This window comes from Flagellimonas hymeniacidonis, from assembly GCF_008040165.1.
Classification (GTDB): Bacteria; Bacteroidota; Bacteroidia; order Flavobacteriales; family Flavobacteriaceae; genus Flagellimonas; species Flagellimonas hymeniacidonis.
In genome coordinates, this window is record NZ_VRUR01000001.1 from 908,663 (window position 1) to 933,759 (window position 25,097).

General features: G+C 38.3%; 26 protein-coding genes. 11 read left to right on the forward strand and 15 right to left on the reverse strand.

All coding sequences use genetic code 11. The features are described 5' to 3' along the window. Positions 1-17 precede the first annotated feature (17 nt). Together FVB32_RS04010 and FVB32_RS04015 are read left to right on the forward strand one after the other, a co-directional pair. The gene (locus FVB32_RS04010; protein ID WP_147741406.1) at positions 18-596 is read left to right on the forward strand and encodes a MarC family protein; all 579 of its coding nucleotides are present in this window, start codon (positions 18-20) and stop codon (positions 594-596) included. A gap of 18 nt (positions 597-614) precedes the next feature. Continuing rightward, a complete protein-coding gene (locus FVB32_RS04015; RefSeq protein WP_147741408.1) occupies positions 615-818 on the forward strand; it encodes a hypothetical protein in 204 nt (67 codons plus the stop codon). Here FVB32_RS04015 and FVB32_RS04020 read toward each other — a convergent pair. From FVB32_RS04020 to FVB32_RS04035, 4 genes are all read right to left on the reverse strand, one after another. Beyond that, on the reverse strand, positions 815-2,443 hold the full coding sequence (locus FVB32_RS04020; protein ID WP_147741410.1) for a S41 family peptidase: 1,629 nt from the start codon (positions 2,441-2,443) through the stop codon (positions 815-817). The genes FVB32_RS04015 and FVB32_RS04020 overlap by 4 nt on opposite strands. A gap of 16 nt (positions 2,444-2,459) precedes the next feature. Beyond that, a complete protein-coding gene (locus tag FVB32_RS04025; RefSeq protein WP_147741412.1) occupies positions 2,460-2,897 on the reverse strand; it encodes a deoxycytidylate deaminase in 438 nt (145 codons plus the stop codon). A gap of 84 nt (positions 2,898-2,981) precedes the next feature. Next, complete coding sequence (locus FVB32_RS04030) at positions 2,982-3,566, reverse strand: HupE/UreJ family protein (RefSeq protein WP_147741413.1); 585 nt, start codon at positions 3,564-3,566, stop codon at positions 2,982-2,984. Between the two features lie 11 nt (positions 3,567-3,577). Continuing rightward, positions 3,578-4,321 (reverse strand): TerB family tellurite resistance protein, encoded by a 744-nt coding sequence (locus FVB32_RS04035; RefSeq protein WP_147741415.1) that lies wholly within the window; start codon positions 4,319-4,321, stop codon positions 3,578-3,580. Between the two features lie 125 nt (positions 4,322-4,446). Here FVB32_RS04035 and FVB32_RS04040 point away from each other — a divergent pair, with 125 nt between their 5' ends. The 4 genes from FVB32_RS04040 to FVB32_RS04055 are packed head-to-tail and all read left to right on the forward strand — an operon-like array spanning position 4,447 to position 7,024. Next, positions 4,447-4,857, forward strand: coding sequence for a BrxA/BrxB family bacilliredoxin (locus FVB32_RS04040; RefSeq protein WP_147741417.1), 411 nt, complete (start codon positions 4,447-4,449; stop codon positions 4,855-4,857). A 60-nt stretch (positions 4,858-4,917) separates the two neighbouring features. Continuing rightward, entirely contained in the window at positions 4,918-5,634 is a 717-nt protein-coding gene (locus tag FVB32_RS04045; protein ID WP_147741419.1) for an SDR family NAD(P)-dependent oxidoreductase, read from the forward strand. Positions 5,635-5,636: 2 nt separating this feature from the next. Then, entirely contained in the window at positions 5,637-6,374 is a 738-nt protein-coding gene (locus FVB32_RS04050) for a lysophospholipid acyltransferase family protein (protein ID WP_147741421.1), read from the forward strand. Further along, the gene (locus FVB32_RS04055) at positions 6,371-7,024 is read left to right on the forward strand and encodes an HD domain-containing protein (protein ID WP_147741423.1); all 654 of its coding nucleotides are present in this window, start codon (positions 6,371-6,373) and stop codon (positions 7,022-7,024) included. Before FVB32_RS04050 ends, FVB32_RS04055 begins: the two co-directional genes overlap by 4 nt. A 37-nt stretch (positions 7,025-7,061) precedes the next feature. On the opposite strand, the gene FVB32_RS04060 is transcribed toward FVB32_RS04055, so the two are convergent. After that, positions 7,062-8,507, reverse strand: coding sequence for a glycosyltransferase (locus FVB32_RS04060; RefSeq protein ID WP_147741425.1), 1,446 nt, complete (start codon positions 8,505-8,507; stop codon positions 7,062-7,064). A gap of 161 nt (positions 8,508-8,668) precedes the next feature. Here FVB32_RS04060 and FVB32_RS04065 point away from each other — a divergent pair, with 161 nt between their 5' ends. Together FVB32_RS04065 and FVB32_RS04070 are read left to right on the forward strand one after the other, a co-directional pair. Further along, positions 8,669-10,093: a Gfo/Idh/MocA family protein gene (locus FVB32_RS04065; protein WP_147741427.1), complete on the forward strand. Its 1,425-nt coding sequence runs from the start codon at positions 8,669-8,671 to the stop codon at positions 10,091-10,093. A 90-nt stretch (positions 10,094-10,183) separates the two neighbouring features. Then, entirely contained in the window at positions 10,184-10,585 is a 402-nt protein-coding gene (locus tag FVB32_RS04070) for a DUF302 domain-containing protein (RefSeq protein ID WP_147741429.1), read from the forward strand. 13 nt (positions 10,586-10,598) lie between these two features. Here the strand turns inward: FVB32_RS04070 and FVB32_RS04075 are convergent, their stop codons facing one another. From FVB32_RS04075 to FVB32_RS04120, 10 genes are all read right to left on the reverse strand, one after another. After that, positions 10,599-11,849, reverse strand: coding sequence for an RNA polymerase sigma factor (locus FVB32_RS04075; RefSeq protein ID WP_147741431.1), 1,251 nt, complete (start codon positions 11,847-11,849; stop codon positions 10,599-10,601). Positions 11,850-11,905: 56 nt separating this feature from the next. Next, positions 11,906-12,259 (reverse strand): YciI family protein, encoded by a 354-nt coding sequence (locus tag FVB32_RS04080; RefSeq protein ID WP_147741433.1) that lies wholly within the window; start codon positions 12,257-12,259, stop codon positions 11,906-11,908. Between the two features lie 9 nt (positions 12,260-12,268). After that, positions 12,269-12,622: a YciI family protein gene (locus FVB32_RS04085; protein ID WP_147741435.1), complete on the reverse strand. Its 354-nt coding sequence runs from the start codon at positions 12,620-12,622 to the stop codon at positions 12,269-12,271. Positions 12,623-12,724: 102 nt separating this feature from the next. Next, entirely contained in the window at positions 12,725-13,798 is a 1,074-nt protein-coding gene (locus tag FVB32_RS04090) for a PA0069 family radical SAM protein (protein ID WP_147741437.1), read from the reverse strand. A 52-nt stretch (positions 13,799-13,850) separates the two neighbouring features. Continuing rightward, positions 13,851-14,306: an META domain-containing protein gene (locus tag FVB32_RS04095; protein WP_187269491.1), complete on the reverse strand. Its 456-nt coding sequence runs from the start codon at positions 14,304-14,306 to the stop codon at positions 13,851-13,853. 52 nt (positions 14,307-14,358) lie between these two features. Beyond that, positions 14,359-15,912 (reverse strand): hypothetical protein, encoded by a 1,554-nt coding sequence (locus tag FVB32_RS04100; protein ID WP_147741441.1) that lies wholly within the window; start codon positions 15,910-15,912, stop codon positions 14,359-14,361. Positions 15,913-15,936: 24 nt separating this feature from the next. After that, a complete protein-coding gene (locus FVB32_RS04105) occupies positions 15,937-16,719 on the reverse strand; it encodes an enoyl-CoA hydratase/isomerase family protein (protein ID WP_147741442.1) in 783 nt (260 codons plus the stop codon). An 88-nt stretch (positions 16,720-16,807) separates the two neighbouring features. Further along, the gene (locus tag FVB32_RS04110; RefSeq protein WP_147743419.1) at positions 16,808-18,214 is read right to left on the reverse strand and encodes a sensor histidine kinase; all 1,407 of its coding nucleotides are present in this window, start codon (positions 18,212-18,214) and stop codon (positions 16,808-16,810) included. Between the two features lie 135 nt (positions 18,215-18,349). Then, a complete protein-coding gene (locus FVB32_RS04115) occupies positions 18,350-18,898 on the reverse strand; it encodes a CopD family protein (RefSeq protein WP_147741444.1) in 549 nt (182 codons plus the stop codon). Positions 18,899-18,982: 84 nt separating this feature from the next. Continuing rightward, complete coding sequence (locus FVB32_RS04120; RefSeq protein ID WP_147741446.1) at positions 18,983-22,120, reverse strand: WD40/YVTN/BNR-like repeat-containing protein; 3,138 nt, start codon at positions 22,118-22,120, stop codon at positions 18,983-18,985. A 123-nt stretch (positions 22,121-22,243) separates the two neighbouring features. On the opposite strand from FVB32_RS04120, the gene FVB32_RS04125 reads away from it, so the two are divergent. From FVB32_RS04125 to FVB32_RS04135, 3 genes are all read left to right on the forward strand, one after another. Then, positions 22,244-23,338, forward strand: a complete 1,095-nt coding sequence (locus FVB32_RS04125) for a DmpA family aminopeptidase (protein ID WP_246139824.1) — start codon at positions 22,244-22,246, stop codon at positions 23,336-23,338. A gap of 61 nt (positions 23,339-23,399) precedes the next feature. After that, positions 23,400-23,840: a YybH family protein gene (locus tag FVB32_RS04130; RefSeq protein ID WP_147741448.1), complete on the forward strand. Its 441-nt coding sequence runs from the start codon at positions 23,400-23,402 to the stop codon at positions 23,838-23,840. Positions 23,841-23,940: 100 nt separating this feature from the next. Then, positions 23,941-25,056, forward strand: a complete 1,116-nt coding sequence (locus FVB32_RS04135; RefSeq protein WP_147741450.1) for an SPFH domain-containing protein — start codon at positions 23,941-23,943, stop codon at positions 25,054-25,056. Positions 25,057-25,097 lie beyond the last annotated feature (41 nt).

The following is a 25,097-nucleotide window of genomic DNA, read 5'->3' on the forward strand; positions in this document are numbered from 1 at the left end:
ACCTTAATGATGAAGAAATGAATTTTAGTTTTACCGAAATAGTGACCGCAAGCATGGTGCTTTTTGCCGTCATAGACATTCTGGGAAGTATTCCGATAATACTCTCCCTAAGAAGTAAGGTAGGGCATATTCAATCCGAAAAGGCTTCTATTGCAGCAGCTGTGATTATGACGGCATTTCTTTTTGTGGGAGAAAGTATTCTTAATCTAATCGGGATTGATGTAAACTCTTTTGCAGTAGCTGGCGCTTTTGTCATTTTTTTTCTTGCTTTAGAGATGGTGTTGGGAATCACTTTGTTTAAAAATGATGAAGAGGATAGTGCTTCCATTGTACCCATAGCCTTCCCTTTAATTGCTGGAGCAGGAACTTTAACATCCATTCTGGCCCTGCGTGCAGAATACCATGTTGAAAACATTGTAGTTGCCATTATCGTAAATATTATCTTTGTCTATTTAGTTCTTAAATCCAGTGCCAGAATAGAACGATTTTTAGGCAAGAATGGCCTTAGCGTTATCAGAAAAGTATTTGGGGTAATTTTATTGGCCATTGCAGTAAAGCTTTTTGCAGACAATATTAATCAGCTACTGGCACGATAATATCAATTTTTATAGTTTATGAGTAGAACCTTCGTTATTATTTTAATTCTGTTGGCCTTGGCACTTATTGCCTACAACATTACCTTGGTAGATTTTAAAAATCCTTTTCAAGGAGATAGCACCATTGCCTTAATTGGCATTGTAGCTTCTTTATGTGCCGTGGTATTGCTTCTTATTTTTACAACCTCAAAAAAGATTGACAAAAAGCTCAAAGAGGATTAATTGCTTTGTTTGATTGCTTCCTCTTCAGACTGCTCAAGAATGGAAATATCTAGCTCTTTTACTTTTTGCAGCATGGCATCATGCTCCCCTTTAATCTGCGCCGACAAATTTGGTGAGAAAAGTTGTTCCGCTATATTGGCCCTTAAATAGTCTTTGATCTTATCTTCAAAGGCATAAAAGTCCAGTTTTATTTTTCTGTTGAGCACAAACTGAATAAACTCATCAAAAAGAATATCATCTACCTTGAATTCATCTAAAAATTGATTCTTTGTAATTCCAGAATAGCGTGTACGATCTTTTTCCAAGTGCTCAAAAATGAATCTTGAAAAGAACTCATAGGTGTCATCCATACTCTCAATGGCTTCTTCTTCATTACTGCCAATAGGAACAAAAACATCTGGAATGATTCCGCCACCGCCATATACAATTTTTCCTTTTGGCGTTTTAAATTTTAAGGAATCCGCGACTTTAATGCTATCCACAGAAATGAGCTCCCCGCTGCTGTAGCGCTCCATAAAGGTTTGATAATAGTCTCTATGTCCTTTTTTGTATGATCTTTGAATGGAACGACCTGTTGGGGTGTAGTATCTAGAAACCGTTAAACGCACAGCAGAACCATCGCCTAAATCCATTTCCCGCTGCACAAGTCCTTTACCAAAAGAACGTCTGCCCACAATAGTACCAATATCATTGTCTTGTAATGCTCCAGCGATGATTTCACTTGCAGATGCTGACCTTTCATTGATCAATACATACACCGGTTTATCTTCAAAATCTCCTTTTTTGGTGGCAAAGGCTTTTTTTAGTCTTCCCTTTTTGTTCTTGGTAAACAGAATAAGTTTATCATCTTCCAAAAACTCATCGGCCAATTTTTCTGCAATACCCAAATATCCTCCTGGATTATCCCTTAAGTCCAGCACTAATTTTTCAGCGCCGCGCAATTTTAACTTCTTTAGTGCATCTTTAAATTCTCCAAAGGTTGATTCTGCAAAACGGTTAATTTTAATATAGCCCATATCGCTAGAAAGCATATAATAGGCATCAACACTTTTAATGGGCACCTTATCTCGGGTAACCGTAATGTTCATACTTCTATTTTCCGATTTTCGGAAAACCTTCAAATCCACCTTGGTGCCTATCTTCCCCTTAAGCTTGGAAACAACCTCATTATTTGATGTTCTTTTACCAAAAAGGGTGTCTTTATCCGCAATTAATATGCGATCTCCCGGTTTAATACCACTAATGTGACTTGGGCCATTCTTTATAGTTCTGATAACGGTGATCGTGTCCCTGTACATGTAAAAACTTACCCCAATACCCACAAAGTCACCTTTCATGTTTTCAGAAACCTCTCTCATCTCGCTTCTGGGAATGTAAACGGAATGTGGATCTAATTTTCCTAGAATATTGTTCACTGTTACGTCTACTATACTATCCGTATCAATGTCATCTACATATTCATAGTCGATGTAATCGATAAGTCGATTTAGCTTATCTTTTTTGGAATTGGTGGAGAACAACTTCTCTGGGGTATCATCAAAATGAAGTTTTCCTCCAATAAAAATTCCTATAGCCACTGCAAGGGCAAGAAGGGTAGGTAAAATATAGCTATATTTCTTTTTCATAATTTGAATGGTGGGGTTAAACCATTTCTTCTAAAATGGGAAGGTGATGGGTTGTAACTCCTGCACGTTCCAAAAATTTTAATCCAGAATCGTCTTTGTATGCGGTTTGATAGACTACACGTTTTATGCCAGATTGATGGATCAACTTACTACATTCCCGACAAGGGGATAATGTAATGTATAAAGTGGCACCTTCACATGACTGGGTGGAGGCAGCTACTTTTGATATTGCGTTGGCTTCAGCATGGAGTACGTACCATTTTGTGTACCCTTCCTCATCCTCACAAAAATTCTCAAATCCAGTGGGAGTTCCATTGTACCCATCTGAAATGATCATTCTATCTTTTACGATAATAGCACCAACTTGTTTTCTTTGGCAATAGGAGAGTTTTCCCCATTCTTTTGCCATTCGCAAATAGGCCTTATCGTATTTTTCTTGTTTGCGCTCCTTCATACATCAAAAATATGCCGATAATAAACTAATATACCTGCTTTGAAAGACCCTTACAACCTTATTCTATTAAATTTAACGAAGGCTCTACTTGGGAAACGTAGCAATGAGCAAGGGTATTGTAATACAAATGACCAAAATAGAAGCAAAGACGATAAAATGCGTTCTTTTTACCTTCAATACATCCAAAATAAAAAATGCCAGCGTAAGAATGACCAAAATAATGGCTACTTGCGAAAATTCGATTCCCGTGGCAAAACCTAGTAGAGGTACTATCTTTTCTTCTTCATCAGCCATGAGCATCTTAAAATAGTTGGAGAATCCAAAACCATGTATAAGACCAAAAAAGACAGTTGCCAAGATATGGGGCACTATTCCAGTATTTTTTGAACCCTTATAAACATAGGTGAAATTGTATATCGCCGTTAAGAGAATGGTTACGGGAATAAGGAATTCTATCAATCCTACATCCACTGTAAGGACATTAAAAGCGGAAAGTGCCAAAGAAGTACAATGGGCTACCGTAAAGATGGTTGCCAAAACAACAACTTTTTTCCAACTGGCAAATGTAAAAGGAATAGCCAATGCTGATAAAAACAGGATATGGTCATACGCCCCAAAATCCAATACGTGGTTTAAACCTAACTTAATATAGAACCAAAATTCTTGCATAATTCTATTTTTTATGAAATGCCTCTTTCTTTTTGAATGGTTTCGTAAGCTTTCTGTACTTCTTTAAATTTTTCTTCCGCTCCCTTTTTAATGGCCTCGTTTTCTGTGACAACACGATCAGGATGATATTTTTTTGCCATGGTTCGGTATGCCTTTTTTACTGCATCATCTGAAGCTGTCTTTTCTATCTCTAGAATCTTGTAGGCATTATCCGCAGATTTAATAAACATGGCCATGATACTTTCAAAATCATGCAGCCCTACTCTTAAATAACCCGCCAGTTCCCTTAGCTTGCTTACCTCTGCTTTACTCACTTGACCATCGGCCTGGGCAATTCCAAATAGAAAATGCAAGAGCTGCAAGCGTATTTCATATCGAGTACGCTGTACCAAATAAGAGCAAATACGTTGTGCGGAAACTTCTCTTTTTTTAATTACTTCGTTGAATGTTCTAAAAATAGCATTGGCTTTTTCCTTTCCGTAGGTGCTTAAAAAATATTGACGCACATAGTCCAGCTCCCGTTGGCTAACTTGTCCATCTGCTTTGATTACAATGGAGCATAATGAAAGTAAATTCAGTTCAAAATCCGCTGGAGAAACGGTTTGACGGGTAAAATCACCTAAGATATTCCCGCCTCCCCCAGAACGCCGGCTTCCACCCAATCCATCCAAAACGCTTCCAATAAAAAAACCAATTATTGCGCCTGCAAATCCTCTAATAAAAAAGCCAATGAAAGCAGCTGCCCACTTAATCATTACAAAAAATATTGAGGGTCAAATATAGGACTTTGCCAAAGAAAAGAAACCTTTATACATTGTTAAGAGACAAGAAAAAATACGACAAAAACCGTATCTTTGAACGTTAAATAAAAAATAAGACTATGTATCCTGAAGAATTAGTAAAACCCATGAGAGCCGACCTTGCTTCTGCTGGGTTTGAAGAACTATATACAAGTGATGCCGTTGAAGATGCACTGAAACAAGAAGGAACTACTTTGGTGGTTGTAAATTCTGTTTGTGGGTGTGCCGCGGCCAACGCAAGACCTGCTGCCAAGCTAAGCTTGCAAAATACTAAGAAACCAAATCATTTGGTTACTGTTTTTGCTGGTGTTGATACTGATGCCGTTGATACTGCAAGAAACCATATGGTGCCATTTCCTCCATCATCGCCAAGTATGGCCCTTTTTAGAGATGGCGAATTGGTGCACATGATAGAAAGACATCATATTGAAGGTAGGCCAGCTGAAATGATTGCTGAAAATTTAATGGAAGCCTATAACGAGTTTTGTTAATCCTTCTTTAAATGAAAATTACACCACCTCAATTGAGGTGGTTTTTTATTTTTACATATCATGTGTAAAAAAGCTATTGTGGTAGGTGCTTCTTCAGGGATTGGAAGAGAACTTGCTCTTATTTTATCTCAAAACGGATATACTGTTGGGGTTACTGGGCGTCGAGAAGAACTTTTGAAAAGCTTGACCGAAAACGCTCCAGATTCTTTCGTTCCAAAAGCGTTTGATTGTACTACCAAAGACGCAATTGACAAAATCAAGGAATTGATAGAAGATCTTGGTGGTTTGGATGTATTTGTTTTTTCTTCGGGTACTGGAGATCTTAATGAAGCTCTAGAAGCTGATATTGAACAGCGAACAAACGATTTAAACGTATCGGCTTTTTCCAAAATAACCGGATGGATTTTTAACCTATTTCAAAAACAGGGCCATGGACATCTCGTTGCCATAAGTTCCATTGGTGGATTAAGGGGAAGTCGAATAGCTCCTTCCTACAACGCTTCAAAAGCCTATCAAATCAACTATTTGGAGGGGCTTCGGCAAAAGGCAAAAAAACTCAAGCTGAATATTACGGTCACCGATATTCGCCCTGGATTTGTAGATACGGCAATGGCCAAGGGGGAGGGTCAATTTTGGGTGGCACCAGCAACAAAAGCAGCAAGCCAGATTTACATGGTGATTAATAAGAAAAAAGATAAGGCTTACATTACAAAAAGATGGCAATTAATCGCCATAATTGTAAAGATTTTGCCAAATTGGCTCTACAAAAGAATGTGACCGTGCAAAAGTTGATTTCTTACCCGCTTTCCATACTTTTTTTCATCCTATTTGGGCTAGCGCTGTTATTTTTTCATCCTATCCAATGGCTATGTCTTAATCTTTTGGGTTATGATGCACATAGGCGCAGCGTGGCTATTTTAAATTGGTTTTTAATGCGATGCACCAACGTTCTTGGAACTCGATATCGATTTAGAAACAGACATAAAATCCCAACAAACAGACCTTTGATTATTGTTTCCAATCATCAAAGCATGTATGATATTCCTCCCATTGTCTGGCACATGCGAAAGTACCATCCCAAATTCGTGAGCAAAAAAGAATTGGGAAAAGGAATTCCGAGTGTCTCCTATAATCTAAGACATGGTGGTTCTGTACTTATTGACAGAAAAGATGGGAAACAAGCTATCATGGAAATTGGAAAATTGGGTTCTTATATTGAAAAGCACAATCGCAGCGCCGTTATTTTTCCGGAAGGTACCCGAAGCAGGGATGGTAACCCAAAATCGTTTAGGCCCACCGGATTAAAAATGTTGCTCAAAAAATCACCATCTTCTTTAATTGTTCCCATTACCATCAACAATTCATGGAAAATGCTTCGTTTTGGCAAATTTCCTATGGGCTTGGGTGCTTTTATTACCCATGATGTTCATGAGCCAATTGAAAACAAAGGAAATATAGATGAGCTTATCGCCAAATTGGAAGCTGTTATCTCAGCAGGTGTAAAACTGGATTCATGACCGATTCTGAAATCATAAACAAAACCATTCCGTTTGTAAAAGCAACCCTCGAAGATGCCGAAGGAGGACATGATTGGTTTCATATTGAACGTGTTTTTAATACAACAAAGTTCATCGCCAAACATGAAAATGTAAATGCTTTGGTAGTTCAGCTGGCTGCTTTGTTACATGATATCGCTGACCCAAAATTTCATGGTGGTGATGAAAGTATAGGCCCAAAAATGTCGTATGATTTTTTAAATACTTTGCACGTTGATCAAGGAATTATTGACCATGTTGTCAATATTATTCAGCATATGTCATTTAAAAACACCTTGGATAAAGGGCAAAAGACATTTTCCTCCTTAGAGCTTCAAGTGGTGCAGGACGCAGATCGTTTAGATGCTATTGGTGCTATTGGTATTGCAAGAGCTTTTAACTATGGCGGTTTTAAGAACAGGGAACTTCACAACCCAGAAATTCCGCCAAAATTGAACATGACCAAAGAGGAGTACAAAAAGTCAAACGCTCCAACCATTAATCACTTTTATGAAAAGTTATTGCTCCTTAAGGATAAAATGAATACTAGAACCGGCAAAAAACTGGCGCAAGAAAGACATCAATATATGCTGGACTTTTTAGACCAATTTTATAAGGAATGGAATTCTTAGTCTAAAACTTATAGTTCATTTTGCAACCGAAGTGCCATTATTTCTTCTCGGACAATTCGCGGGTCAACCAGCCTCTCTTATTTGCGGTCGCAATGGAATAAGGCGTAATCCAGAACAATCCAAAGGTGTATAGAATACTATAGGAATATGCCCATAACGATTCTGATAGTTCATACCGTTTTGCATAAAATATCACTGGAAATGTTGACAGTACCAGAATACTAAAAAGCGTTGAGCTTAAAAATAATAGTGGGTGGGTCAGTACAAAAAACAACATGAAAAATAGAAATGGATAACTCATCACAATCTCAAGTGATTGACTTAAAAATAAAAGACGGGTTCCTACTTTAGACCCTTTTCTAAAGTTTTTAAAAACGTATTTTGACATCTCTATATTCTCACGGACATTACTTCTGCCCCATCGAATAAACATCTTGTATAAGCCGCGATATTTTTCAGGAACATTTGTATAGGCATAGGCATTCCTTTGAAACAATACATGAAACCCTTGCTTCAATATCATATTGGTCATGGCACGATCCTCTCCAATATCTGAAGGCTGCCCCATAAAAGTCTGATTGATCCATTCCGTAAGACATCCAAAAACTGCTGATCTGCGATACGCCGCTAAAGCGCCAGGTGTGCAGAGGACCGACTTAAGCTTACTTTCTACAGATCGCACAAATTCAAAGCTCAATACAAAACTCACGTCCAACATTTTAGGAAGCAGTGCTTTTTCATTATTCAATACTCTAATGTTGCCGGCAACAGCACCACAATGTTCATTCGTAACAAAAGGACTTACCAAATTTCGCAGGGTATCTTCTTTTACCACAGAATCACTATCTACTGTCACAAAGACTTCTCCTTTCCCTTCATTAAAACCAAGGTATAGGGCATGTCGTTTTCCCATGTTTTTTGGCTGTTTATAAATCGCCAAAGAATCTCCTAATTTTTTCTTTGCTTCTTGTATCCAATGCCATGTGTCATCTCCGCTACCATCATCAATAGCAAGTAGTTGTAATTTCTCTTTAGGAAAGTCACTATCGGCTAAACTCATCAATGTGTCCCAAACCTGCTTTCCCTCATTGTATGCAGGAACAATTACCGTACAGGTCGGCAGCTGATCATCTTCAACTGAGGCAACTGGTCTATACCTAAAGTACAGGTAGAGCGAATAAAGGAAAAAACCAGCTTTGAACAAGAACAAGGCACCAGCGACAAGCATAAAGCCCAATCCCAATTTAGAGTCCATTCGGTCAATATTAAATTGAGTGAAATCACTTTGTAAAATATACACTAGATAAGCAGCACCTATCATTAGCACAAAAGTGCTTCCCATTACAAAAACACCCCAAGCGTTTGCTGTTTCAAAATAAGACTGTATTTTACTTTTTAAGATCCGTTTTTTAGAATTCTGAACGCTACTATCAGCTGTTTGCACTGAAGTAGTTAGCACTTGATTTGTTATTGTATTTCCCATTTTCCTAAGCGTATAATTGAAGTGTCTTAGGGTTATACGAAATCAATATGGTTTTAGATGCCTTTTCTAAACAATTCCATGAAAATAGTTAGATATCAATAATGAACTATAAGCAATTAGTGCTTTTTTGTATCTTCAAGCCTACAACTAATCCAATAATAATGCAAAGAAGAAAGTTCCTTAAAAATGCAGCAGCAGCGTCTGCTGCTTTTTCAATTGTTCCAAGTCATGTTTTAGGAAAAACCCACGTGCCACCAAGTGATACCCTTTATGTAGGTGCCTTTGGTGTAGGCGGAAGAGGTAATGGTGTTATTCAAGGGCTTGCAGCAACAGGACATGTAAAATTTGTGGCTTTTTGCGATGTTGATTCTCGCCGAGCACAACCTACCTACGAGCTTTTTCCAGATGTAAAACGATTTAAGGATTTTAGAAAGGTATACGACAAACATTTAAAGGATATCGATGCTATTGCGGTGGCTACTCCAGACCATACGCATGCAACTATTGCGCTCCCTTTTATGCGCGAAAAGAAACATGCCTATGTTGAAAAGCCTTTGACACATAATATCCATGAAGCAAGGCTAATGACCAAAGTTGCTGCCGAAAATGGAATTGTTACCCAGATGGGTAATCAAGGAGCATCGAGCGATGATAGCCGGATAGCTCGCGAATGGGTGGAATCTGGAATTATTGGCAAAATTCACACCATTGATTGTTGGACCAACAGACCCGTATGGCCTCAAGGGGTGCCAATACCAGTAGAGAGACAAAGAACACCAAAAGAACTGGATTGGGATCTTTGGCTAGGACCAGCCGCAATGCGTGATTATAACGAAGCGTATTTGCCATTTAAATGGCGTGGTTGGTGGGATTTTGGAACTGGAGCTTTAGGCGACATGGGATGCCATATTATGGAAACTCCTTTTAGTGTCCTAAATTTAGGATATCCTACGGAAGCCGAGGCCAGCTGTACTTCCGTTTGGGTTGGTGACTTTGTTGAGGCCGATTATAGCCCATCTTGCCCTCCTTCTTCCAAAATACATTTAAAATTTGAACACGAACATCACGGCGATATTCAACTGAATTGGTATGATGGCGGTATTAAACCAGACCTTCCTGATGAACTGAAAGATGGGGAAACCATAGGTTCTGGTGGAGGTGGCACCATTATGTATGGCGATAAGGGAACTTTGATTTGCGACACCTATTCGCAAAATGCGCGTTTGATACCCTCTGAAATAATGAAATTATATAAATCACCTGAAGCCAAATACCCAAGAGTACCAGGAAGCATGGAAGGGCATATTGCCAATTTTGTGGATGGATGCATGAACGGAGCTACAACTTCTTCAGATTTTGCAAAATCAGGGCCATTGACAGAAACGGTTCTTATGGGGAATCTAGCTGTAAAAGCGTATCAGTATAAAGTATTACAAGAGGGAAAAAAGCCAGGGGATTGGGCACCTTATGACTATCCAGGTAGAAGAAAATTGCTTTGGGACGGAGAGAATATGAAAATTACCAATTATGACAAAGCCAACGAATGGGTTTCAAGGGAGTATCGCAAAGGTTGGGAGTTGACTTAAAAGCTGTAAAAAGTTTAGGGGTTCTGTAAGCATTGCCAAAGTTGTACAACCAAGTATCCAGACAATATAGTACTGCACAATACTTTATCTATGGACAACACAGGCATTATTACCAAAATCAGCCAAAGAAGTTTTGATGATACTTATCAAAAATTAAAGGGCACCATTACCAATAATCCAAATCTAAATGTGATGTTGGAGTTGGACCATCAGGCCAATGCTTCAAAAAATGGTCTAGACCTAAATCCCACTAGGTTGATTGTTTTTGGGAATCCTAATCTAGGTACACCATTAATGCAAAATGCGCAGACGCTTGGCCTAGATTTGCCCCAAAAAATATTGGTACATGAAAATGGGAATGGTATAGTTAGTATATCTTATAACAATCCTGTATATCTGAAAAATAGACATGGGATTTCTGGCAATGAAGAAATCTTATCGAAGATAGCAGCTGCTTTGGATAAGATTACTACAGTAGCAACCAGTTTATAAGACGATTGAATATTTATACCGATAGCTTTTTTGATAAATGCTTCTTTATCAATTCATTTTCGGTTAATTCAATTGCTTTTTTAAGTGTTGACTTATACTCATCTTTATTGTTGGTCTCTAATAGCAACGCTGCTTTTATCGCATAAAACAACCCAGAATTTTTAAAATCTGTTTTTTCTTGTAAGTCGTTAAGTGCTGCTAATCCTTTTTTGGCACCGTTGACTTTTGCGAATGGAACAATTTGATTCAATGCCAACATTGGCGAGTATTGCCTCTGTAGTTGTAGATTGTACAAATGCAAAATACTCTTCCAATCGGTCTTTTCAAATGTTTTAGCTACGCAATGATAGTAGGACCTTGCAGCTTCTAAATGATAGCTAGATGGTAATTTATCTTCTGTGCCGGAATTCTCTAAATGACGAATCCCAATTTGAATAAGTTCTTGATTGTATTTAGATCTATCTTGGTTCTCTAACGTAACCAGCTCTCCTTCATCATTCAATCGGGCATCAAAACGAGAAGCATGGAAGCACATTAATGCAATTAAAGCTTCCAGATCTGGGTGTTTACAATACTTGTTCTCCCTTAACAACAAAGCCAAGCGCAAAGCTTCGTAGCAAATATCCCTTTTTAATACTTGTGAACCTGTGGTTGCTGCATACCCTTCGGTAAACAACAAATAAACAACTTGCAATACCATAAATAATCTGGACTGCAATCCCATTTGAACTGGAATCTGTAAAAATGCTACCTCTTCACGAAACTTTTTCTTAGCTCTGGTAAAAGATTTTGCTACTGTTTCTTCTTTTTTTAATAGTGCCTCAGCTAGTTCTTTATTGCTAAACCCTCCGATAAGTTTAAGGCTTAGTATGATTTGATATTCTTGAGATAGGGTGGGATGACAACAGGCAAATATCATTTTTAGTTGACTATCCGATATGGTATCATCAAGTGTTTGTTCTCTTTCTGTTGCATCTTCCCCATTTAATTCTATGTAGTCGCTGCCAAAAAAATCCATCTTTTTGTTCCTTCTTAAAACGTCTATTAAGGCATTATTGGCGACGCGGTAAAGCCACGCGGTGGGATTATCTGGTATAGATTTATAACCCCAAATCTTCATAGCCTTTAAAAAGGTGTCTTGTGCGGCATCTTCTATTAGCTCCAAATTGGAAACGCCAAATTTGTTGGTTAATACGGCAACCACCTTTCCATATTCATTCCGGAAGAGATGATCAATTGTATTCGTAAGATTGTTTTGGGTCATAGACAAAACTAAAAAAGCCTGACGTAAATCAGGCTCCTAATTCTTGTTTGAGATAATCATTGAACTTCCAGTGATACAATTTCCCTCACCTCCATAGTACCTTCGGCAAAGTTAAAATGTGGATTGTTTATGGATAGCTGCAAGGCTTCTTCAATATCTTGTGCTGAAATGATTGTATAGCCTCCTACGAGTTCTGCTCCTTCAGCAAAGGGTCCATTGGTGATTACTCCCCCTTTGGCGCTCACTACTTTTCCATCCTGCGAAAGAGGCAACCCATCCACCAATTTCCCTTGTTCCTTTAGCTCCTCCAACCATTTTTTCCAGTCATCATTCAATGCTTCTTTCTCTTCTTGGGTCAATTTATTGTAATCCTCAAAACCACCTCTAAAAAGGCATAAAAAATTACTCATAACATTGGTTTAATGATCATCCATGGACATAATTTCCCGAACCTCAACATTACTTCCTTTATAGTCAAAAATGGGACATCCTTTTGAAATTTCAACGGCTTCATCCATATTTTTTGCGGATACGATCAAATAACCGCCTACAACCTCAGCTCCTTCGGCAAAGGGTCCATTGGTAACTACTTCACCTCTATTGTGTACTACTTTTCCATCCGCTCCCAAGGGGAGTCCATCCAATAGTTGGCCTTTTTCTTTTAGACCACCCATCCATTGGCCCCAAACCTGCATATGGGCTTGTTTCTCCTCTTGCGATAATTGGTTGAAGTTTTCGTCCCCTCCACGGAATAAATACAAAAAATTGCTCATCGTTTTTGGTTTTATGTTCGTACATGACAAACTGATTTATACTTTGTTTACGCTCTAATGACGAAATACAAAATAAGCATTGGACAATCTTTATAAATTTATTTAAAATAATTTCATTTGTCCATCTTTGTAGGGTTCATGCAAATCTTTGTTCAACCTTGGAAAGCTCTTCCCCTTAAAATACCGTAGCCTTGCAAGTCTCGCCATATCATGAATCTGACTCGCAATCTTCCCTTCACCTCTATTTCTTAGCCCAAATCTGCTATCATTAATACTTCCGCCATGGCAGTCTTGTATTAAATGCAACACTTTTTCTGCCCTGTCTGGCATTGCCTTTTTAATCCAATCTGTAAAGATTTGTCCTATGGCACCGTTCAAACGAACCACTGTAATGGCAAATGACAATGCCCCATTATCAGATACGGCTTTGGCCAGTTTTAGCAGTTCATGACTATTTATTCCTGGTATCATTGGTGCTAACATGGCATTTACAGGGATGTTGTTCTCGGAAAGTACTCTAATGGTTTTTAGCCTTTTTTGAATCGACGCGGTTCTTGGCTCCAGTTTTCTTCTTGTTTTCTCTGATAATGAGGTTACGGAAATATTGACTCCAACCAACTGATAAGAATTCAGTTCCTTTAAAATGTCCAGATCTCTTAGAATAAGTGCATTTTTTGTAATGATACCAACTGGATGTCGGTACTTTAAAAATACCTCCAAACACTTTCGGGTAATCTCAAACTTCTTCTCTGCGGGTTGGTAGCAATCTGTATTACCGGACATGACAATGGTTTGAGCCTTCCAATTCTTGTGCTTTATTTTGGTTTCCAGCAATTCTGGAGCTGATTTTTTTATCAAAATCTTGCGCTCAAAATCCAAGCCGGCACTATATCCCCAATATTCATGGGCATTACGGGCATAGCAGTAAATGCATCCATGTTCGCAACCTTGATAGGGGTTCATGGAGTACATCATGCCAACATCTGGGCTGTCCACTTTGTTTACAATAGTTTTTGGAAAAATGGGGATGTATTCAGTCTTGTTTTTATCAGCTTCCTCGCCCTCCAGCCTACAGAATTCTAAAAAGTCCTCTCGCATCTCATAAACATGCTGTAAGAACTTGTTTGGAGTATTTTTTTGGGCACCGCGACCTTTTTGATAATCTTGTTTATTCATTTAATGGATTTATTCCAAAATTATGGAAATAATCCAATCATAAATGTTAAGACTACTGCTTTTGCAGTGTTAAAAATTTGAAGCTTTGGTATTCTAAGTGTATTGTATTTTCATCCTGAACCTTAATTTCAAATTCTGAAAATTTTGTTTCTGTGTTCCTGCTCTCATTAAAAGCTTCGTAAAAAGCTTGTCCATAAGTGGTATCGGCCACCTCTGTGGTAGTCATTTCTTCAATAAAAAGTAATGTTCTGGACGTGTCATATTGCCCTCCAAAGCTATTTGCAGAAGTTGTGCCGCTAAAGTCTCTGTTTTGTCCAAAGCGAATGGAAATCACCTCGCCAGAATTAGGCCCTAACGTTGGACCAGATGGGCTTGAATTGTGAATGGCGACAACATTCCATTCTCCTAAAATTTCTGTATTATTTATGTCTTCTGAATCTGTACTGCATCCTAGAGATAGTAACGCCGTAAGAAGTACAACTAACAAATTTAGAAAGCCTGTTTTCATGCTCAGCATTTAGTTCTAAGAGGCAAAAAACAGAATATAGTTGCTTTCCAATCTATAAAAAAGAGACTTTTACCAATTGTTTTTTGCTGCCGCGTTTTGCATAAAAAAGCATATTGCCCGCACCTACAGTCTTAAGTGGTTTGGAAACCATTAGCGGAAGGCGGGCCTCTTGGTTATCTATTATTTTTTCATAATCCATTACCCCGTTTTCATCCAAGGAAATCAAGAATACATTTCTGTTTCTGCTAAGTCCTTGCTTAAAAATTAGCCGCTCATTGTTAATCAACTGTGGATTTTCTGAAGCGGTGCATATAAAGAAGTAGGTTTTTCCATCTTTGCAATATGAACTGTACGAGGCATAGGCTCCATCCCCTTGGGTCACCTCGGCCTTGTTGATGTTTCTGGCCCATTCTAAATCCCCATTGGGTTTAAGTTTAGCGCTTACAATGTCATTATGGTGAAAACGTTCAAGCCTAATGCGCTGCCCGGCTCCTGTAACCTCCATCCCATTGGTTACAAAGTACTCTTCTGCATTAAAAAAAATTTCTTCATTGGATGTTACTTCCACTCCTTTGAACACAAGGTTTTTAATCACTTTTTCTTCATCTCTACCAAACTTATCTTCCATAAATTGCTGGGAAAATGGGTTGTATTTTTTAGTATTGATGTTCAATGAAATAGGGTTTACATCAAAATAGCCTATGCCGTTGTACCTGTTGTCTCTTCTGTCGGCATAAAATCCCGTACAGACCAGTCTGTCCTTTAAAATAATAGGAAACAACCCTTCAGAATACTTTTCTGGATCATCAAAAGACTGTGTTTGGCTACCATTTTTGGAAACCTTTACTAACTCATATTGAAACTTGCGTTCTTCCACACGAAAACGCTTCTTTTTAAAGTAAGCCTTTCCGATGATATATACTGTTTCTAAATCTTTGGTTATGGCGATATTCTCGAAAGCGTAATTCTTTTCTTCTATTTCATGCGAAAAGTCATGCGAAAACCTTTCATTTAATGATGTGTCATATAAATGAATGATATGCTTGTTATTCTTTCCTCTCTTGTGATGTGTACTGATGATAAAGCCTGTCTTCTCCTGATTAAAGAGAATGGCGGTTGAAAACCCTTTAGAGAAATTACGATTGTAATAGTTTTTACCCACTGGGTTTTGTACCTGTTCCGAAGCGATGGACAGCAGCTTTTGTGGTTTAAAGTTAAAGTCGATTATAGGACTTTTATGCACCCAATATTCATAATGACCACGATCGTAGTTGTAGTTTAGAAATAGTAAATTTAATTGGCCGTTCTTAAGGAATCCATCCACAAAATCAAGCCCTTTTAGCTTGTAATTAAACTCTGAAATCAATTCCAAGTCGCTATTATAGTGCTCTATTAAATATCCTTTTGGTTTTAAAATGATTCCTTGAAAATAAGCTCTTACCAAAATATACCCTCCATTTCCATCATCGGAAATATTTAGCAGATTGGAGTAGCGATATCTATCATTGAACTTTTCGCCAAAATCATAAGAAACTGGCATTTTCTGGGCAGTCCCTACTACACCCATTAAAAGAAGGCATAACAATACAATACGTTGTTTCATCATAGTCCGGTTTGGTTAGACCAACGGTTATGATCCTGGAAAATCTGCTTTTCGTTTTTCTAAAAAGGCAGAAGTACCTTCTTTAAAATCATTGGTGCCAAAGCAGCTACCAAAAGCGTCAATTTCTATGACATAACCATTTACATCATACTTAAAACCAGCATTTACCGCATTTATTGCATATTTTATCGCCACTGAGGAGTTATTCGATATCCTGCTCGCTATTTTAAGACTTAAGGGTAGTAATTCTTCTTGTGGCACTACATAATTTACCAATCCAAAACCCAACGCTTTTTCAGCATCTATCATACTTGCGGTCATAATCATCTCGATAGCTCTTCCTTTTCCAATCAATTGAGGCAAGCGCTGTGTACCTCCATAGCCAGGAATCACCCCTAGAGATACTTCTGGCAATCCCATTTTTGCATTATCACTGGCCAATCTAAAATGACATGCCATTGCAAGCTCCAGTCCTCCACCCAACGCAAAGCCATTTATTGCAGCAATTACTGGAGTAGTCATACCCTCTACAAAATCAAAGAGCAATTTTTGTCCTTCCGCGGCCAATTCTCTCGCTTGTTTCACAGAAAAATGAGCAAATTCTGAGATATCTGCACCAGCAACAAAGGCCTTTTCCCCGCTACCTGTGATAACAATTACTTTGATACCCTGATCTTCTTCCAGTTCGTTGAAGGCGGTGTGAAGTTCTTCTATTGTTCTTTTATTAAGCGCATTCAGCTTTTTTGGTCTGTTGATTGTTATCGTGGCTATACTGTTTTCTTCTTCTATATAGATGTTTTCGTAGTTCATTTTGAAAATATATTGCTTATTGTATTTACGTTAAAATTAAAAAACACTATCCAGTAAGCATGTGCAATTATGCTCATTAACATTGGCTTTATTCCCTTGGAAATTTTACGGAAAAGACCGTTCCCTTACCTTTTTGGGAAGTAAAATCGATAGTTCCATTGTAGTTTTCCACAATATTTTTAACCATCCCCAAGCCTAGGCCCATGCCACTAGATTTAGTCGTGAATTTTGGTTCAAAGACTTTTTCTTTAAACTCATCGGCTATCCCTATACCATTATCTGCAACCATAATCTTAACTGTTTCATCTTGGGCAGCTACCGTAACCAAGATTCTTGGTGATTCTACATCTGGTACTGCTTGGATAGCATTTTTAACCAAATTAGTTACTACTCTTATCAATTGGGTACGGTCTAGCTTGGCTATCACTTCTTTTTCATCTGAAATGAAATGAATATAATCCTCATTAAAAATTTCCAGGGCCAACTTTACAATTTTCACCACATTCAAGGTCTCATTTTGTTGGGCGGGCATATCAGCAAAGTTTGAAAATGCAGAAGCAATATTGCTCATCGTATCTATTTGCTGAATCAAGGTCTTTGAAAACTCTTTAACTTTTGTCTCCGCTTTTGGGTCCTCCAGATTAAATTTTCTTTCGAAACTTTGAACAGTAAGTCTTAGCGGAGTTAAGGGGTTTTTTATTTCATGGGCTACTTGTTTTGCCATTTCTCTCCAAGCCTGTTCTCTTTCGCTTCGGGCCAATTTTACTGCGCTTTCTTCCAATTCATCAATCATACTATTGTACGAGTCAATCAATTTTCCAATTTCTTCACTAGGATCTTCTATATGGATTTTTTCATTGCGCTTAGTTAAAACTGTCTGACCCATTTTATCTGAAATGGTTTGCAATGAACGGGTGATGTATTTTGAAATGAAATACGCCAGGATAATTGCTGAAAGTAACATTAACAAATAAACACCCCCCAACCTAAACAAAAACTCTCTCAATTCCATGTTGTTAAAGGAATTATCTTCAAAGTAAGGCAGGTTCATTATACCAATTGGTTTAAATTGTAAATCATTGATATACACATAAGAAGCCTGGTAATTATCTCCAGCTACTGCCTTTTCTTCAACATAACGCTTATTTGGGCTTTCCAATAAATTATTTAAAACTTCTGCATCCAAACAGTTGGAAATGGAGTCTGCCTCAAAGCTGGGGCGTGAACTTTTTACCAACGTTCCTTCTAAATCATAAATATTAAAATTGACATTTTGAACATCGGCTATCTTATAAATTTCATCATTAAAAATAAATTCTAAATTATCAGGTGTAGTAGGGAATGTAGTTTCCTTTAAGACATAAGAAATACTCTGAAGAATCTGCTCTTCTTTTCTTTCCAATCTGTTTTCGTGATAGTCATTGCTTTGTTCTCGATATTGATAAATGGTAACAGCCGCAATTAACACTGAAGCAATTACCACCAATAGAATCATAGCGATGAAAATGCGGGAACGAAGGGAGAGTTTTTTAAACAATCTTGAGCTGGTTTGGGATTAAAGTTAGCAATAATCAGACCAACTTATATGCAGGTCCAAGTGTCAATCTTAAAAAGAAAGAAGTGAATTTTGTTAGGCGTTTGGGTTTTTATCCCTAATCCTCTTATACAATCGAATACCGAGCATCAATAAAATAGCTAAGACAAAAATTCCAACGACACCGTATATCCAATTGAAGGCATTTTTTAAAACTACCAAGAATACAATGGCAAAGAGTACAAGAGTAGCCACTTCATTCCAAATACGCATAAAACGAGACGTATATTTGACCTCATCCCGCTGCAATTGTTTGAAAATCTGATGACATTTTAAGTGATAAAAACAAAGTAATGCCACAAAGCCGAGCTTAACCTGCATCCAAGGCTGCTGCAACCATGCAGGCATCAGTATTAATAGCCATATTGCAAAAACTGTGCATAGCACTGCAGATGGCCAAGTAATAATGTACCACAATCGCTTGGTCATTAACTTTAACTGTGTGGAAAGAATCTCTTTTTCTGGGGAGGGTTTCTGCCAGGCTTCAATATGATAAATAAACAGGCGTGGAATGTAAAACAAACCTGCAAACCATGTCACCACAAAAATAAGATGAAGTGATTTTATATAAGGGTAAAGTTCCACTTTTGGTGATGTACATTTAGTAATGGGTTAAAGGTAATGCGTACTTTTTAAACAGCTCTACCCTTAACCCAAAACTTACTTTCTTTATTCCTCAACAAACAAATAGTTTAATTTCAAACTATTGAACGAAGCATTAAATTCTTTCATTTCCTTGTCCACAAGGGTATCAAAAGTTGCCAATTGCGATTTTATTTTAGAAGACAGTTCATTCTTAACGGCAATATCCTGCTCCGTTGGTGGAAAATCATCAATCGAAACCAAACTGTTTAAATGGCCCAATTTATTTGTAAGACGAATTGGGAAGTTTAATGGGTCTTGGTTACTTCGGTTTTTTGTTTGATAAAGTGCCTTCTCAATCTTTCCAAAGTTCTCTTTCATTTCCTTTGCTTTTTCAACCAAGTCTTTGGTTTGCTCATTATCCTTATACTGCATAGAAAAAGCTTCCAATTGCTTATTGATCTTTCGGATTTTTTTGATGGATTGATGTGCTCTATCAATAGTTTCATTAATGTCCGAAATGAAATCATATTGCTTTTGCATATCAGCAACAGAAACCTCTGCTCTAGGGTCTGCCAAAATCTTAAAATCTTGAGATTGTGATGTTCCATTTACATTTAAATGCGCTTTGTATGAACCAGGAACTGCTTTGGCCCCACTAAAATTGGCCCACCAAAAAATCATCCCTTCCAATTTTTTTGCCCCTTTACCTCGGGTGTCCCAAACATGGGTGTTTCCTCCTTTTTTAATCTTAAGCTTTTTATCCTTTTCTTTTGCGAAAGTGCTATAGTTTGCCAAAGTATCACCATTCATGGTAGTATAGGTGAGACTGATACTGTCTTTTTCAGACATATCTTTTAGGTAAAAATGTGTAACCACACCGTTAGGATGATTTTGTCCTTCAGTTTTTGAAGGTTTCTTTGCTGCTGTTCCTTTGGTACGATAACTATCTTTAGGTTTGTACAACATGGTTGTAGCGCTTTTAGCAGATGTATTCAATTGATGAAGCACCGTAAGGTCATCTATCATCCAAATACTACGCCCCTGAGTAGCAACGACTAAGTTATTGTCTTTTATGGTCATATCGGTTATGGGAACTATCGGCAAATTCAATTGGAATTTCTCCCATTTTTGTCCGTCATTAAAAGAAATGTACATCCCGGTTTCCGTGCCTGCATACAAAAGTCCCTTTCTTTTTGGATCTTCCCTGAGTACTCTGGTGAAGTGCTCATTATTTATACCGTTTGTTATTTTACTCCATGTTTTCCCATAATCAGTGGTTTTATAGAGGTAAGGTCTAAAATCACCAAGCTTGTATCGTGTAGCCGCCACATAACAAGTGCCTTCATCAAAAGCCGAAGGTTCAATGCTGTTGACCATACTCCATTCTGGCATATTGGGCGGGGTAATATTCTCCCAATTCTGGCCGCCATCCTTTGTAATATGAATTAATCCATCATCACTTCCAACCCAAAGCAATCCTTCTTTTAAAGGGCTTTCATTGGCAGCAAAAATGGTACAATAGTATTCAACACTTGTATTATCCTGTGTAATTGGACCACCGCTAGAAACTAATTTCGTAGGGTCATTTCTTGTAAGATCATCACTTAACAATTCCCAACTTTGCCCTTCATTAGTGCTCATATGCACATGGTTAGAGAATGTATAGAGTTTTTTGGGATTATGCTTACTGAAAATAATAGGGAAATTCCATTGAAAACGGTATTTCATACCTTCAGCACCATGACCCATTGGGTTATCTGGCCAAACATTGATTCCTCTTACGGTATTGTTTTTATGATTCACCCGTGTAAGAAATCCATCATAACTACCACCGTAAACAATATCATTGTTTAATGGATCAACTGCAATATGGGCAGATTCACCACCAGCAGTTGGTTCCCAATCGTCCTCCCCAATGGAGCCATCATCACTACGGTGATTGATTCTAATCGTTGAATTATCTTGCTGTGCCACATAAATACGATACGGAAAGGCATTATCCGTAGTCACTCTATAAAATTGGGCCGTTGGTTGGTTATAGTAGGTGCTCCAGGTTTCTCCACCATCATAACTTACCTGTGCGCCACCATCATCACCAATAATCATTCGCTTGGAGTTTTCTGGAGAAATCCACAGATCGTGGTGATCCCCATGAGGTGCATTAAAGGTATTGAAGGTCTTACCACCATCGGTAGATTTATGATATCTTACATTCATCACATAAACCACATCTTCATCCTCCGTATCGGCATAAACACGGGTGTAATACCATGCTCTTTGTCTTAATTTACGTTCACTATTGACCTGCATCCATTTTTTTCCACCATCTTCAGAACGATACAACCCGCCTTTTTCCTTATTCTCCACTATGGCCCAAACCCTATCGCTATTTTTTGGAGAAACAGTGACTCCTATAATTCCAAGGGTATCCTTTGGGAATCCTTCATTTTTAGAAATCTCTGTCCAAGTTTCACCGCTATCGGTACTTTTCCAAAGTGCAGACCCATCTCCACCGCTACTCAGGCTATATGGTGTTCTTTTTGCGCGCCAGGTTGAAGCATATAGAATTCTTGGATTGTTTGGATCAAAAGTCAAATCCACAGCTCCCGACTGATCATTTACAAATAATACCTGTCTCCAAGTTTTTCCACCATCTGTACTTTTATATACCCCACGTTCTTTGGTTGGTTTGTATATATTACCAAGAACAGCCGCATAAACCGTATTGTAATCCGTTGGGTGAATTCGGATTCTAGGAACGTGCCTACTTTTTTCCAATCCAGCTTTTTTCCAAGTTTTCCCGGCATCTTCTGTTTTCCAGATACCATAGCCACTGGACACATTTCCGCGAAGTGTTTTTTCGCCACCACCAACATAAATGACATTTGGATCACTTTTGGCCACTTCCACAGAACCTATACTTCCACCAAAATAACCATCAGAAATGTTTTCCCAGCTACGTCCACCATTTAATGTTTTCCACACGCCACCACCCGTAGCGCCAAAATAAAATAGGTTAGGTTCTCCAGGAACTCCAGTTACGGCAGCAGAACGCCCACCGCGAAATGGCCCTACCAAACGATACTCCAAACTAGAGTACAGTTCTTCCGGGTATTCTGGTGCTGTTTGCGTTGATTTATTACGTCTTTGTGCTTCTGCTGAAAGGATAAAAAAGCAAAATGCCAGCAAGAACAGGCCGGCTTTGGAAAGCTGTTGTTTCATTTTATTTTATGTTGAATTAGTCGGTATTAAATGTAGGAAAAAAGGAGGAATGATTTCGACTTATATTTCAAAATTGGTACTTTGGCTTTTATGAGAAATAGGTCGTTTTTATCAATCTTGTTTTTGACTTTGTTTTTTTCCCTTTCCGCACAGGAAAAACGCCTTCGGGATTACGGAATTGAAATCGGCGTAGTTAAGACAGGTCTCTTAAATGCTATTACGGATGTTCCTGGGGTAATGGTGGGGCACCAAACCTTGATTAAAGGCGATAGTATTCGCACTGGTGTAACTGCCATTATACCGCATAGTGGTAATTTGTTCCAACAAAAAGTCCCTGCCGCCATCTATCTGGGGAACGGTTTCGGGAAACTTGCCGGATATTCCCAAGTAAAAGAACTCGGCAATTTAGAAACACCTATTGTTTTAACCAATACCTTAAGTGTGGCTACAGGAGTGAACGCTTTAGTAAGTCATACCTTATTACTTCCTGAAAATGAAAAAGTCCGTTCCGTAAATGCCGTTGTGGGTGAAACAAATGATGGTTATCTCAATGACATCCGCGGTCGCCATGTTACCGAAAAAGATATCTTACAAGCCATTAAAAATGCAAAACCTGGAAAAGTCGAAGAAGGTAATGTTGGGGCTGGAACGGGCACCATTTGCTTTGGCTTTAAAGGAGGTATTGGAACCTCGTCTAGAGTAGTGCCAAAGAACGCTGGTGGATATACGGTAGGAGTTTTAGCGCAAACCAACTTTGGGGGAATGCTAAAAATAGCTAGTGTGGATGTTGGAAAACAAATGGGACACTATTCTGATAATTTTAAATACGCTACAGATGGTTCCTGCATGATGGTGGTCTTTACAAATGCTCCTTTAGATTCTCGAAATTTGGAACGCTTGGCAAAACGAGCTATGTTGGGTCTTGCAAGAACAGGCGGAATTGCCAGTAATGGCAGTGGGGACTATGTAATTGCGGTCTCAACAGCCAAAGAGTGTAGAATTCCATATAACAGTGACAATGCCGTACAAACTCTACCAAGCTTGCGAAACTCAGCAATGACACCTTTGTTTTTAGCGACTATTGAAGCCACGGAAGAAGCCATTTTAAATTCCCTTTTTGCCGCACAAACCATGACAGGCAGAAACGGACATGAAATAAAAGCACTTCCCAAAAAACAGGTGTTGGAAATGCTAAAGGCAGCGGGTAAAATTCGATAAACAATATCCTGCTGTTTTCACCTATTCTTTTTATAGCTTTAGTGAATTAAACCACGTTATTATGAAAGGACTGTTCTACTTATTTTTTCTTGCCTCATTTTTCTCATTCTCGCAATCATCAACTACGGTTGATGATAAAGCTTCCATTCTTGAAGTATTGGCAATCCAAGAAAAAGCTTGGAACAATTTTGATATTGAACTTTTTATGGAGACTTATTGGAAATCTGATGACCTCATTTTTTATGGGAGCTCTGGTGTAACTAAAGGATGGCAAAATACTTTGGAGCGATATAAAAAAAGCTATCCGACTAAGGAACATTTTGGTCAACTCCGTTTGACTAGTAATGAAATTTCAAAAATTAATGCCGGGGTGTATTCCGTCTTTGGGGAATACCACCTTACCCGAACTGTAGGCGACACCCAAGGCATTTTCATGCTTGTACTTAAAAACATTGATGGGGCTTGGAAGATAATTGCCGATACCTCTTGTAAAACTGACTAGCGATACCCTTTGTAACATTCCACATAATTTTAATACCAATAAAGCGGTAAAGGAATCTTCCTTTTTATTAGTTTTAGAACATTAACAAAAACACATTACCATGGATATTTTTAGCAAAATCAAAGAAAAGCTCACCCATGAGTTTATTGATATTATTGAATGGCTTGACTTTACCGATGACACTATCGCACATCGGTTTGAGCGTTACCAAAATGAGATTAAAAATGGCGCCAAGCTCATTGTAAGAGAAGGACAAACCGCAGTCTTTGTAAATGAAGGCCAGTTGGCTGACGTCTTCACTCCAGGCACTTACGATTTAACTACACAAAACCTACCTATTCTTAGTACCCTAAAAGGTTGGAAATATGGGTTTAATTCTCCTTTTAAAGCTGAGGTATATTTTGTGAATACCTACCTCTTTACTGATGAGAAATGGGGAACAAAAAGCCCTATCACTTTAAGTGATGACCGTTTTGGACTGGTTGAAATTAGAGCCTTTGGCACTTACGCCTTTAAAATTTCCGATGCGGGTAAATTCATTGTTGACATTGTTGGGACAGATAACAACTTCACCAATTTTGAAATTAATGAACACTTAAAAAGCTTAATCGCAACTCGCTTTACCGATACCGTTGGTGAGGCAAATCTACCCATTGAACTTTACGCAGCAAATACCTCAGAACTTTCTGAAACCTGTCAAGAAGTGATGAAACCCGAATTTCTTTCGGTGGGGATTTCATTAGAGAAATTCTACATTGAAAATGTCTCCATGCCGGAAGATCTCAAAAAAGAAATCTTCGAATACAGCCGTATTGATAAATTGGATTTGGACAAGTTGACAAAATTCAAAACGGCAAAAGCCATTGAAGCCGCTGCCAAGAATGAAGGCGGAACCGCTGGAGCAGGCATGGGAATGGGAATGGGCTTTGTCCTCGCGCAACAAATGGGCGGAATGATGAGTCCGCAAATGCAACAAGCAGGTGCCGCAGTTCCTCCTCCAATGCCCGTGGCAGTGCAATATTTTTATGCCGTAAACGGAGCGCAACAAGGCCCAGTTTCTTTTGAGCAATTGCAAGCACTTTTTGCAGGACGTACCATAAACAGGGATAGCCTAGTTTGGAAACAAGGTATGGCTGCTTGGACAGCGTTAAAAGATGTGGAAGAATTGAAATCATTTTTAGGTGGAAATACCCCTCCTCCTTTACCAACAAATTAATATTATCTCATTGTCATTTCGAAATGAGAGTAAAACGATGA